Consider the following 12,744-nt stretch of genomic DNA (forward strand, 5'->3'; position numbering starts at 1 on the left):
TCATTGATTTATAGTTGTGGGTAAATAATTGGGTTAAAGATATCCTTAAATGTTCACGCTTGTCTGTAATAGTTATTAAAGAGACGGTACATAAATCAAGTCATTTATCTCTCAAAGAATCATTTTCAGCAGAATATGCATGGGAGAAACGTCAGTATAACAGTGTAGATTGTATTGAAGGACTGTTGGTGTTTGTAGAAAAATAAAAGCTAAATGGAAGGGGCTTTGATAGAAGGGGGGCAGTCGAGTCAATTTAACCACGTCAGAGCTTTATCGTTCATACTGCTATGATAAAGCTCCAAAAAGACCGAGTAACTGGATATTTTTAAATATTGAAAATAATTTTATTTAGGCTGAGTAACTACCAATTATTTATTTTTAAAATATATTTAAATGTTCTTTAGCTAATTTGTACGCCATATCGAAACTGAGATCTGCATTAACATCAAAGTCAGGAACTACGCCTTCTTGTTCCCAATTTGTCTTTGTTACAGGGTGCATAGGAATAGCAATTGGCATATTAATACTTATAAATTGATCAACTCTCAGCTTTCTAGATATGTAAGCAACCCCCATTGTTTTTTCACCAACAATCAGTGCTTTACCTAAGTGTTTGAGCGTATAGCTAAAAAACTCTCCTGTGCCAGAAACAAAAGCAGAGGTGAGTATATAGACAGGGAAATTATGCTTTAAACGATCATTACTTAAGTTTGGAGCTGACTTCAAGACTTCGGTCTTTGTTTGCTTATCGTAAATAACGTTAGTCAATATTGTATTTTGCTCGATAAAAAAGCTCATCATATATTGTGCGAGGGATATTGACTCTCCTGCTACATCACGTAAGTCTATGATTATGGCCTCTGTTTCTGACAAATAGTCAAATACTTGAGCAGCCTTTAATTCAGCTTTTGGGTTTTGGTAGAAATAATCCAACTTCAAGTATCCTATGTTTCCTGACAGGATTTCTATTTTTTCAAAGCCAAAGCTTGTTATGTTTGTTGGGACTCTGCTTACTTGGCTATTTCCAATCTCAAATTGAGGACTTGTTTCAATAATATCTAAATATCCATCCTCACCTACTCTTCGGACAAAGATACCGAGCTCATGAATAAATTGCCCTAAATTATTTATCTGATTAAATTTATTTGATCTGAGATTGTACTGTAACTGTTTAGCTATTATTTCGGATTTTTCCGGAAATATATAATATTTTTCTAATACATCAATGAGTTCAAGGCTGCTCTCTATAATGTTTTTGTGCGTAAAGTTAGGAAGAGGAGTGACCAATTTAAAAACCTTGGCTTGAACCATGCCAAGGTTTAAACAAAGTATAGTTAGCAGTATTACCTTTATAAATTTCATATTTTTACCTTTATTATCAAAACCATAAATCATCGACTGAATAAAAATCAGTAAACATAAGGAGGGGAGAGTTAATATTGGTAGAATAATTTGTTTTTATACAACAAGTTACTGACTTTCCAACCAGAAAGAGAGATGCGAGAGTGGTGCTTTAAAAATATATACCAAGGCGGAGGTAACACTATTGATTTAACACGTAGATAATATATTACAAAGGCAAGAAATATGGTTAATTCAGTAACAAATTTATATTCGACGGATCGTTGCTTGAAGTGATTAAAATTAGTCGCTTGATTAGTGCTAACTATCACTGCATGACGAACAATGGATTTATGAACTTTCACCACTAGCACTTCACTAGCTGAAACATTTTCATATAAAAATTGCGTGCTTTTATTTGGTGATACTACCAACCCTAGCAATAAAATAATCACTAATGAAGATACAAAATAAAGTAATCTTTTTATCAAAATAGAAATGATTTATTACCTAATTAAGCTTAACTATTCAGCCCAGAATTTTCAAAAGTTGGATTAAAGCGACTGCTGATATTTTTAATGCTTTCAGGTGACGATAACATATAAGCAACTCATAGGTTGGATCTTAAGTCGTTATCAATGGGCAGAGTCATTGATAACGACTAATAGTCAACTAGGTTTAACGTAACTTAACCTAGTTTACCCTAGCTTAACTTAGAGGGATTAGTGAATAATATGGCAAGACTACGCGTTTAGAAAATCATTAACGCTGACCTCATTGATAGACTAATATGGGCTAGGCTCTTCTGGATTCTGTTGAGTTTTAAAACGTTTATGAAGCCACAAATATTGAGCAGGGTATTGACGAATAACCGACTCTAACCAAGTATTATAATTTTCAGCATCTTCTTCTTCACAACCTGTGTTAGGTAATGGCTCATAAAATTCTAATACGTATTGTTGGCTGTACCCTTTTCTATGATAACTATAGGGAATAACTTTTGCCTTACCCGCTTTGGCTAAAAAAGTTAGACCCGTAATAGTGGCAGCTGTCCGTCCAAAAAAGGGTGAAAAGGTGCTGTGCTTTCTACCGTAATCTTGATCAGGGGCATACCACAATATTTCACCACGGCGCATACAGCTAATAAATCCTTTAACATTTTTTTTGTGATAAGCATTTTTAACAAAACGATAACGACCACGCATCATTACTGCATTCATCAATTTATTGTTTAAAGGTCGATAACTCACATTTAAATCGCAAACTAAGCTTGTTAATGCTCCTGCAAGATCGAGAATACTAAAATGTGCTCCTGCTAATAATATGCCTGTACCATTAGCATTTTCACGTTCAAGAATTTCTTGGCCACGAACTTCAATACGGCTTTTAAATTTGTTTATATTGCGAAACCATGACGTACCACTGTCGAGATAACCTTGCATATTTTCATGGAAAATAGCTCTTACTAAGGCACTTTTTTCTTCAGCACTTTTTTCACTGAAACAAATATCTACATTAACCTGAACAACATTTCGACGGCTTTTGGCTAGATGAAAAGCCAAAAAAGCAAAACCTCGACTAACTTGCCATTGCAATTTAAAGGGTAAAAAACTGCATGTATATAAAAAGCTAATCAGGAACCAAGTTCCCCAATATTGTGGATGTAAGTATTCAAATTTAAGCAACTTTACATCTTCAGTTTGATTCAACTTGGTTTGACTTGTCATAATTTCTCTTAAGGGTTCGCCACTAAATAAACACCATACTAGTTGTACGATTGTCTTGTTTATTACTAGGAGTATATTTCTGCGTAGGCTAACAATAGCAGGGATTAAATACAATAAAATATATCAGCAACAATTATTCATATATGGTTATGGAAAGGCTAATAATTTCTCTACCAGCTGATACTCAATTTCAGCCTTTATAAGAACATCCATTGATATAATATATTGATTAATCCATTGATATCTATACCTAACATGCTGGATCGGCGGAGGTTTAATACTGTTTTTTAGCTAGGAGTAAAAGCTATAGTTCAAGACCAACGAGGCCAATAACCACTAGCCAAAAAGCGAAGAAAAGCTTGAGCTTGGTCGCTGACAAGTGAGTGACCAGTGTTTTAGCTAAAATACCGCCGATTATCGCGCCAGGGCCAGCAAATAAGACCACTTGCCAATACACCTGAAAATTAACTAGAGTATAATGCCAAATACCTGTCCAGACAGTGATTGCTGAAACAATCACCGCAGCAGAGACCGCCAAGCTAATATCAAAGCGGCGAAGAATTAAATATACCGCTAGTAATTCACCCACGCCCACGGACAACCACGCCGTGATGGCGCCACCACTTAAACCAATAACTGACAAGGCTAACCAGTCAAACCATTGAATTTGGCTACGTTCGCGTTTGGGCTTAATAGCATAAACCGTTAAAATAATGGCGCAGCCTAATATTAACGAAAACCAGCTGAAGCTATGATGTAAAGATGAGGGAGATACAATGTTAAAACCTTGAACGGCTCCAATGCCGACTATGGCAGCAATACTGGTGATCACAATAATACGTTTAAAGCCTTGCCATAAACGCAGATCCGTTTTTTCAGTTTGATAGTGATTCCACCATGTTATCGCGCCCGCGGTCATCCCAAAACACTGGATAGCAAAGCTAGTGGCCACTGATTGAGTATCAGTAAAGCCTAATTCTTTGAACATGGGAATAAAAACGACACCACCACCAGCGCCCGTTGCGTTGGCAAAAATAGCGCCTATTATTCCTAATAAGCTGAATAAGGCGTAATCCATTAATTCACTTATTTTAGCTGGGGCGAGATAAAGCCAAAGCAACCAGGCGCCGAAAAATAAACAGATAAATTTTGCATTCGATAAACGAATAGGATTATTCATCTAGATGACAGTTGACGAATTAAAGTCATTAAAGTTCACCAGCGATAAAAGTGATGGCTGGTGTGGATAAACCGCGATTAAATGCATAATTTTTGCCTAATATATGGCTGTTCAGCCAAGCTTTTGAGGTTGCAGTGAGCGCTGAAATATAGTCCCACAAAATAGTATGGCTTAAATAAAGATATTCGATGGAAATATTGAAGTCATTGACGATTAAGCGGGTGTTACTTTTAGCGACTTTACTTAACCTTTGTCGTGCCAACCCGTAAGGTTCTTGGTAATAAACACTAATGGTTTTGAGTATACTTAGGCTAAACAAAAACCAAGCAGCGTATAGAGCTATGTCAGTAAACAGCACTAATAATATGCCAAACAGTGATAGAAAAATAGCTTTACAATAGGCCAAAATTGCATGTTCGCAGGTCATAAGTTCACTAGAACATTCAGCGGAATGAGCTTTGTCTGAGGTAAACTTAGTGGGACAAGAAAAGGGTGTAGTCATAATGCTCGCTAAAAACTAAAAACTAAAAACTAAAAACGCTAGTTTAGCGACTCCCTATTGCTGATGGTAGGTATTTTCAATAAATGAGTCACTAAAATTCTTTCACCCAATACTCTTGTTTATCAATGGGACTATCTATTCATTGATAAAAAATCCTATTGATAGTGGATGAAAATCCATTTTTTTGTGCAAAGGCTATTACTTAGATATAGTCAAACATATCTTTACTGTGTCATATTTGGTGTCTTACTATTTGAAGTTCTGCTAATGGAAATTGCCATGAGTTATCGTTATGTTTTAGTCAGTCTACTGTTGAGTGTTTCTTTTTGTGTTCACGCCAAGCTTGAACCTGCCCAAGTAGAGGCCTATCCAAAGAACTCTGCTGAAGTTACCCTGTTATCTGATGGTCAACGTTTACCCGCTATTTATTACGGTGCGCAGGGTAAAGGGCCTCATCCTACTATTATATTATTACATGGATATCCTGGAAATGAGAAGAATTTGGATGTCGCACAAGGCATGCGAGACGCTGGGTGGAATGTAATATTTTTCCATTATAGAGGTGCTTGGGGGGCAGAGGGTGATTTTTCATTTACTGGCTCGGAGCAAGATGTAACGGCGGTAACGAAATTCTTTCAACAACCCAAAAATGCCGAAAAGTTTAAAATAAATCCTAATAAAATATCTTATATTGGGCACAGCATGGGTGGGCACATGGCGGTTGCAGGCCTATTTGATAATCCTGAAGTTGCTTGTGGTGTGGTCTACGACGGGGCAAATATTGGCGTTACATTTAAAAGTGACGATGAAAAAGTTAAAAATATGTGGGCTGCGTATGCAGATTCGTTGTTTATGCTGCGTGGGTGGTCTGGGGAGGTTGCCACTAGAGAGTTAGCCAAGAGAGGGGAGCAATTAGATTTAACCACCAGAGCTCATGAAATTGGTATTCGTCCCATACTATTTATTCCCGCAGACAGTGACGTTATCCCTATTGCAGAGATAAATGCTCTAGCTAACGCCATGCGTCAAGTCAAAGGTAATAATGTAAATTATAGGTTGATCAAAGACGATCATAGTTTTAATAATAACCGTTCAAAGCTTCTTAAAGTAACAGAAGCATTTTTAAATTCAAACTGTCGATAAATAAGCATAAATGTAAGTATTAATGTCTGCATCAATGACTCTAACCCCATTGATGCAGTTCTCGTTTTATTCAGTGCTTACGACGTAAGCATAGCTTTTTCCCCCTATCAATAATAAATAGATCCTATGAAAAATATAAATATTTGATAAATTGTATCAAAACATGTAGATTTTATTTTCATCATAAATGAGATGTTAGCTTTTTCTATTAATAAGGATTCTGTATGAATAAAAATGCAGTCACAGCTTTTAAGCAGTTAGTAGAGACAGCTCCTATTCTATGTTACGTTGCAGATAAAAATTTAAAGTTCACCTATATCAATCCATTCTTTTCAAAAATTCATAATATATCTCAACAAGAAGCCGTTGAATTGCACATATCAGAAGTTATTGGACTAGAAGGTTTTAATGGAAATTTGAAGCATTACAACAAAGTGTTGACTGGTGAAACGGTTAAATTTAATACCTCCTTTACTAAACTTGATGGTAATTCGCACTATTGCTACGCAATTTACGAACCTTTGATAGAAAAGGGAGAGGTTGCAGGTTTCACCGGAGTGGTTATAGACACTACTGCTGAACATGAGCTAGATCGATTATCTAAAACTGATTTATTAACACAATTAAGTAATCGCAGGGAATTTGAATATGATATAGCTAACATATTAAAGAGCGATGTAACATTTAACTATGGGATGCTTATTTTGGACGTTGATTTTTTCAAAAAAATTAACGATAAACTAGGCCATGATATGGGCGATAACGCATTAATAAAGTTGAGTAAATTACTAGAAAATATGATTGAATTTCCGAGTAAAGTTTTTCGGATCGGCGGCGAAGAATTTGTGATTATCCTTTATGATCTCAAAGGAGAAGATGAACTTAGAAGACGAGCTGATTATATCTGTGGGAAAGTCGCCTCTTCAGTTATTATCGAAGAGAAAAATATTACAGTAAGTATTGGTGCTATTTTATTTAAAGCGGGAGATGATCGTTCCCTGATACTTAAGAAAGCAGATGTTGCGCTTTATGCGAGTAAAAACAATGGTCGAAATCAAGTGCATATTTCAACTCAAACTAACTCTGCTGACAACGCCTCTGTATCAATGGGGTCAGAGTCATTGATACTTAGCTAATAATAAATTAGCTTTAACGCTAACTTAGTGCACATGGATTAGTGAATAATATAGCAAGACTTCCGCGTTTTAATTTACCTAATATTCCACCACATGTTGCTCAACGCGGCAATAATCGTCAATTATGATTTTTTGCCGAACAGGACTATAAAGCCTACCTTAATAAACTAAAATTTTATGCTTAAAAATTTCAGGTCAAAGTGCATGCTTATGTGTTGATGACGAATCATGTACATTTATTACTTACACCCGCGACTGAAAAAGGTATGAGTCAATTGATGCAATCACTGGGTTGTTATTATGTGCGCTATATTAATTAGTCTTATTGCCGAACAGGCATTTTGTGTGAAGGGCTAATATGGTTTTAGCGCCCAGTGTCTATTTATGGTCAGATTTTCAGCATAATGCATGAGGAAAAGCGAGTCGCTAATCACTCCTCATTATTGTTATGAAAATTGTTATCAAATGTTAGAAATAAATAGTGAGTTGAGACAACAGGCTTATTATGCATTATTTCACCAGCAGATATCGCCAAAAATTTGCTTGAAATACAAGAAGCAACAATTAAAGCTTAGGTGCTTGGTAGTGAACGATTTAAAGCTTAAATAGCACAACAAACAGGTAAAAGAGCAAGTCCCTTAACTCGAGGGGATGATAAAAAATCATTTATATATCATGAAAGTAAATAAACAATTAATGAAAGTCATTAACTCTGACCCTATTGATATTGTTAACTCTGACCCCATTGATATTGATAGATTGATATACAAGTCGATAACATAAAAGCAACTGATTGATAATAGAACGAAATGGAGAGTTAACTACTATGGGAATAATACAATGATACAGACTAAAAATATTAAATCACAGCTAAGCTTAATTACATCAGCTATCGCTTTATCTGGTTTATCAGCAATGGCATTTACCCCCAGTGCTTTGGCAGAAGAGGCTAAGGTGGATGAAAACGTAGAAACAATTAGTGTTGTTGGCTCAAGACGATTAGGGCGGAGTGTTGAAGATAGTCCTGTCCCCATCGACATTATAGACGCTGATGCAATTATGAATACGGGTCTTACTGAAACCAATCAAATTTTAGGGACATTACTCCCCAGTTTTAACTTTCCTCAACCTTCAATCACCGATGGTACCGACCATGTTCGACCTGCACAATTAAGAGGCTTGGCACCAGATCACACCTTAGTATTAATTAATGGTAAGCGTCGACACAGTAGTGCTTTATTAAATTTAAATGGTTCTTCTGGACGAGGTTCATCAGCGGTTGATATGAACGCCATTCCTGCTAATGCCATTGAGCGAATTGAAGTGTTGCGTGATGGCGCTGCGGCTCAATATGGTTCAGATGCCATTGCTGGCGTCATTAATATTGTCCTTAAAAATGCTAATAGTGGTGGCTCAGCATCGGTAACCTATGGTGCTAATGTCTCTACAATGGATGGAGTGCCCACTTTAAATTCAGTGGGTGTTGGTGATGATGGTAACTTAGCCTTTGTTGAGGGTGGAGATCGCAAAGTCACTGATGGTCAAACATTAACATTAAGAGTTAACTCAGGTTTTGCGCTGGGTGAAGATGGTTTCGTCAATGTATCAGCAGAGCTTCGTAATCGCCATTCGGCCAATCGAGCTGATTATGACCAACGAGAAAATTACGCACGACTTGATGATGGTAGTCTAGACCCACGCGAATTAACAACTAATAGATATAATCATACCTACGGGAATGGCGACGTGGACGACATCGCACTGTTTGTTAATAGTGGCTACTACCTTAACGAAAATGCTGAACTTTATGCCTTTGGCTCTTATAGCGGCCGAGAAGGTGAGGGAGGTGGGTTTTATCGCCGAGCACAAGACAGTCGTAATATACAAAGTATTTACCCCGATGGTTTTTTACCGGTCATTACGTCAGATATTGCTGATTATTCTTTAGCTGCAGGAGTACGCGGTTATATCAATGATTATAATTATGATCTATCAGCAGTTTACGGGAAAGATGAGTTTCAATTTGGCGTCACTAATAGCTTAAATACCTCATTTGGTCCGTCGAGCCAGACTGAATTTGATGCTGGTACATTAACTTATGATCAACTGACATTAAATGCAGATTTTAGCAAAGAAGTCGATGTTGATATGTTTGACAGTAGCCTCAATGTTGCTTTTGGTTTTGAATATAGAAACGAGGGCTATCAAATTGAAGCTGGTGAAACGGCATCTTACGAACTTGGCACTTTTGGTAGTGGCGGTGCAGTAACTGATCCGATAAATGGTCCATTTGGCTCTGCGGGCTCACAAGTTTTTCCTGGATTTACACCCGCATCAGCAGGCGACAATAGCCGTCATAATGTCAGTGCCTATATTGATCTAGAAGCTGATATTACTGAAATATGGAATTTAACAGTAGCGACACGTTATGAAGATTATTCTGATTTTGGCTCTACGGTAAGTGGTAAAGTTGCTAATAGGATCTCATTAACTGATGAGTTTGCACTGCGCTTTTCGGCGTCAACAGGTTTTAGAGCCCCTTCTTTACAGCAACAACATTTCACCTCTATTTCCACTGTTTTCGTTGATGCTGTACCAACAGAAACAGGTACATTTTCGCCAAACAGTAATGTGGCTAAGGCACTAGGTTCTCCGGGCTTAGACGCTGAAGATGCCATGAGTCTTGGCGGCGGCTTTACTTGGACACCATTGGCTGAATTTAGCTTATCGGTAGACTATTATCGCATTGATATTGACAATCGCATTGTCTTATCAAACAATTTATCAGGCCCTGAAGTAGAGACCTTGTTAGCAGGTAGTGGTGCCAACCGCGCACGATTTTTCTTAAATGCTATCGATAGTACAACTAAAGGTGTTGATGTAGTTGCAACCTATTCTATGGACATGGCAGAGATGGGCAATTTATTACTTAATGCCGGTTTTAACTACAATAAAAATGAAGTAACTCATGTTATCGATCCACCAACGGTATTACAAAATGCAGGATTTGATCAGGATAATTTATTTTCTGGTAATGAATTGCGTCGATTTGAAGTTGGCTCACCAAAAAGTAAATTGAACCTTAGTGCGACCTGGAATAAAGATAGTTGGTATGCCACGCTAAGAACAACGCGTTATGGTGAAACACAAGACCCATCTGACAACACTGCTCGCAATGAAGTGTTACCTGAAAAGTGGGTGACTGATCTCGATGTGAGTTACGCGCTAACAGAAAGTGTTAAGTTTACTTTAGGGGCGAATAATATTTTTGATGTTTACCCTGATACAACGCGCGAGTTGGTTGAAGATGTAACCACATTTTCTCGATTATTTTCTTACTCTGGCTTTTCGCCTTTCGGTTTTACCGGACGATATGTTTATGGAAAAATTAGTGTAACTTTTTAACCGTAATCTAAAAGCTTGAGTGGTATTTGCTGCTCAAGCTTTTTCTTTACATTGATATAATTAACAAGTATTAATGCAATAAGCGTCTAAGGGAGATTGACGAATTTAGAGGTATATTTTTGGCTTGTTAATTAACGAATTCAATTTATTCTTCACTACTTCCTAATGCTTTTTAATAACCTTACCGACTGACCTCAGTTATTAACGGAGTTAGCTATCAATGGAGTCATTGATGTTGTTGATTTTTTCATTGTATTGGACCCCACTGAGGGGTAGGAAAGTCTAGATCCTAGGATAATTATTTTGAGTAAAAAAATTGTTATTGCTGGTGCTGGTATTGGTGGTTTGTGCGCCGCGTTAGCATTGGCTAAAAACAAATTTGAGGTGACTGTTTACGAACGAAATCCTCAAGTGGGCGAAGTAGGCGCTGGCATACAGCTTAGCCCTAATGCCATGCATGTATTACAAGCACTTGGTATAGCAGACGAAGTTAAAGCCAAGGCTTTTAGTCCAGATGCAGCAGTGATGCGTCATTATAAAACGGGCAAACCATACTTTACTGTGCCTTTGGGTGATAACGCCAGACAAAAATATGGCGCGGATTACCTGCATGTTCACCGTGCTGATTTACATACGGCGCTATATAATGCCTGTATCAATATGAAGGTAACTATTTACTTAGGTAAATCTATTCAAAATTACCAGCAAACCCGAAAAAATATAACCATTCAATTTGACAACAATGACAGTATAGAAGCTGACTTGTTAATCGGTGCAGATGGTATCAAGTCAAATATCCAAGCCTGTATGTTAGGCAAAAAACCAGCTGAATTTACTGGACAAGTCGCTTGGCGTGGTGTGGTCGAAGCAAGTAAACTCCCTAAAGGATTAATTAAACCCAATGCCAACCTATGGGTAGGACCGGGCAAACATTTCGTTAGCTATTATCTTCGTGGCGGAGACTTAATCAATTTTATTGCCGTGCAAGAACGTAAAAATTGGCAAAAAGAATCGTGGAATGAGCCCGGTGATATCAATGAATTACGCGAGACTTTTAGTGATTGGCATCCTGAGGTAATCAAATTATTAAACGCAACAGAGCAGTGTTTTTTATGGGCTTTGTTCGACAGAAAACCCCTTGAAAAATGGTCAGATCGAAAGGTCACACTTTTAGGTGATGCATGCCATCCCATGTTGCCATTTTTAGCTCAAGGTGCAGCGATGGCCATTGAGGATAGTTATGCCTTGGCACATTGTTTATCTCGTGATGCCAATATTGAAAACGCGTTGCAAAGCTATCAAAATATACGTTTACCGCGCACCCGCAATATTCAACTGAATGCGCGTAAAAATGCCGCTTTGTATCATATGAGTTCGCCAATAGAACAGGCCAAATTAGCACTGGTTTCAGGACTATCCCGTATTGGCCTTAGCGATAGAATCGCAGCGAACAAGCTCGACGCCATTTATGCCTATAATATCGTTGAGCAGTTATCAATGGGGCCAGTATCAATGGGATCAGAGTCATAGGTACTTAATAGAGGGTTAAGAAAATCAATGTCGTTAGCGTGCTACAATAAATAATAAAATCGAGTAAGTTAACCGGCTCATAGATTCAAAAGAAGAGCGTTATGCTTTAAGTCGTATATTTGTCATCGGCTTTTTAATCTTATGATTAACTTGCGCGCTTAACGTTATTATTATTTTATATAAATCTATTATTTTAAGGGCTCTGTACAATGAATAAACTCACTCAAGTTGTTTTCACAAGTTTTATATTGTTAACGGGTTGTGCCGTAAAAGCACCAAACCTAGGTATTGAGAATGGGCAATTAACCCAATGTCCAGATAAACCTAATTGTGTTAGTAGCTTTTCAAATAATGAAAAACACTATATCAAGCCCATTATGATTAAGGGCAAGAGGTTAGAAATCAAAAACGATATTGTGAGCATTGTTAATGAATTAAAAAATTCAAAGGTCACAGTGACCGAAAATAGCTATGTTAGGGCTGAGTTTACGTCTAAAGTGTTTGGCTTTGTTGATGATGTAGAATTCTATTTCCCAGAAACAAAGTCTAAAGATACCAGCATACATATTCGCTCAGGTTCTAGAGTGGGTTATTCAGACTTTAACGTTAATCGAGAGCGTATTGAAACCATTCGACTTAAATTTAAAACACTTAATATCAGCGGGTCTGAATCAATGTAATATCAATGGGGATCAGAGTATCAATGGGGGCAGAGTCATTGGATTCAGACCCCATTGATTGCGACATTTTTTCAGTATTTGGCTATCAATAGCATGCTTT

Annotated in this window: 9 protein-coding genes and 1 pseudogene; 6 read left to right on the top strand and 4 right to left on the bottom strand. The window is 37.3% G+C overall.

Translation table 11 applies throughout. The annotated features are described in order from the left end of the window. Positions 1-378: 378 nt before the first annotated feature. The 4 genes from H4J54_RS08120 to H4J54_RS08135 all read right to left on the bottom strand — a co-directional run bounded on the left by H4J54_RS08120 (position 379) and on the right by H4J54_RS08135 (position 4,750). Positions 379-1,362, bottom strand: a complete 984-nt coding sequence (locus tag H4J54_RS08120) for a S41 family peptidase (protein ID WP_182190377.1) — start codon at positions 1,360-1,362, stop codon at positions 379-381. 764 nt (positions 1,363-2,126) lie between these two features. After that, the gene (locus H4J54_RS08125) at positions 2,127-3,068 is read right to left on the bottom strand and encodes a lipid A biosynthesis acyltransferase (RefSeq protein ID WP_182190378.1); all 942 of its coding nucleotides are present in this window, start codon (positions 3,066-3,068) and stop codon (positions 2,127-2,129) included. A gap of 304 nt (positions 3,069-3,372) precedes the next feature. Beyond that, on the bottom strand, positions 3,373-4,248 hold the full coding sequence (locus H4J54_RS08130; RefSeq protein WP_182190379.1) for a sulfite exporter TauE/SafE family protein: 876 nt from the start codon (positions 4,246-4,248) through the stop codon (positions 3,373-3,375). A 28-nt stretch (positions 4,249-4,276) separates the two neighbouring features. After that, complete coding sequence (locus H4J54_RS08135) at positions 4,277-4,750, bottom strand: hypothetical protein (protein ID WP_182190380.1); 474 nt, start codon at positions 4,748-4,750, stop codon at positions 4,277-4,279. A gap of 279 nt (positions 4,751-5,029) precedes the next feature. Here H4J54_RS08135 and H4J54_RS08140 point away from each other — a divergent pair, with 279 nt between their 5' ends. The 6 genes and pseudogenes from H4J54_RS08140 (at position 5,030) to H4J54_RS08165 (ending at position 12,644) form a co-directional block, all read left to right on the top strand. Beyond that, on the top strand, positions 5,030-5,893 hold the full coding sequence (locus tag H4J54_RS08140; protein ID WP_182190381.1) for a S9 family peptidase: 864 nt from the start codon (positions 5,030-5,032) through the stop codon (positions 5,891-5,893). Between the two features lie 224 nt (positions 5,894-6,117). Then, positions 6,118-7,029 (top strand): sensor domain-containing diguanylate cyclase, encoded by a 912-nt coding sequence (locus H4J54_RS08145; protein ID WP_182190382.1) that lies wholly within the window; start codon positions 6,118-6,120, stop codon positions 7,027-7,029. A 197-nt stretch (positions 7,030-7,226) separates the two neighbouring features. Beyond that, positions 7,227-7,349: pseudogene (locus tag H4J54_RS19215) on the top strand (transposase); the annotation flags it as partial. A 520-nt stretch (positions 7,350-7,869) separates the two neighbouring features. Beyond that, positions 7,870-10,434 (top strand): TonB-dependent siderophore receptor, encoded by a 2,565-nt coding sequence (locus H4J54_RS08155; protein ID WP_182190383.1) that lies wholly within the window; start codon positions 7,870-7,872, stop codon positions 10,432-10,434. Between the two features lie 303 nt (positions 10,435-10,737). Next, a complete protein-coding gene (locus tag H4J54_RS08160) occupies positions 10,738-11,964 on the top strand; it encodes an FAD-dependent monooxygenase (protein WP_182190384.1) in 1,227 nt (408 codons plus the stop codon). Positions 11,965-12,173: 209 nt separating this feature from the next. Further along, positions 12,174-12,644 (top strand): DUF1499 domain-containing protein, encoded by a 471-nt coding sequence (locus H4J54_RS08165; protein WP_182190385.1) that lies wholly within the window; start codon positions 12,174-12,176, stop codon positions 12,642-12,644. The last annotated feature ends 100 nt before the right edge of the window (positions 12,645-12,744 follow it).

Source organism: Colwellia sp. MB3u-8, assembly GCF_014076985.1.
Taxonomy (GTDB): Bacteria; Pseudomonadota; Gammaproteobacteria; order Enterobacterales; family Alteromonadaceae; genus Cognaticolwellia.

Coding starts and splice junctions, on each gene's coding strand:
- H4J54_RS08120 (WP_182190377.1), bottom strand. CDS start 1,362: ATGAAATTTATAAAGGTAATACTGCTAACTATACTTTGTTTAAACCTT.
- H4J54_RS08125 (WP_182190378.1), bottom strand. CDS start 3,068: ATGACAAGTCAAACCAAGTTGAATCAAACTGAAGATGTAAAGTTGCTT.
- H4J54_RS08130 (WP_182190379.1), bottom strand. CDS start 4,248: ATGAATAATCCTATTCGTTTATCGAATGCAAAATTTATCTGTTTATTT.
- H4J54_RS08135 (WP_182190380.1), bottom strand. CDS start 4,750: ATGACTACACCCTTTTCTTGTCCCACTAAGTTTACCTCAGACAAAGCT.
- H4J54_RS08140 (WP_182190381.1), top strand. CDS start 5,030: ATGAGTTATCGTTATGTTTTAGTCAGTCTACTGTTGAGTGTTTCTTTT.
- H4J54_RS08145 (WP_182190382.1), top strand. CDS start 6,118: ATGAATAAAAATGCAGTCACAGCTTTTAAGCAGTTAGTAGAGACAGCT.
- H4J54_RS08155 (WP_182190383.1), top strand. CDS start 7,870: ATGATACAGACTAAAAATATTAAATCACAGCTAAGCTTAATTACATCA.
- H4J54_RS08165 (WP_182190385.1), top strand. CDS start 12,174: ATGAATAAACTCACTCAAGTTGTTTTCACAAGTTTTATATTGTTAACG.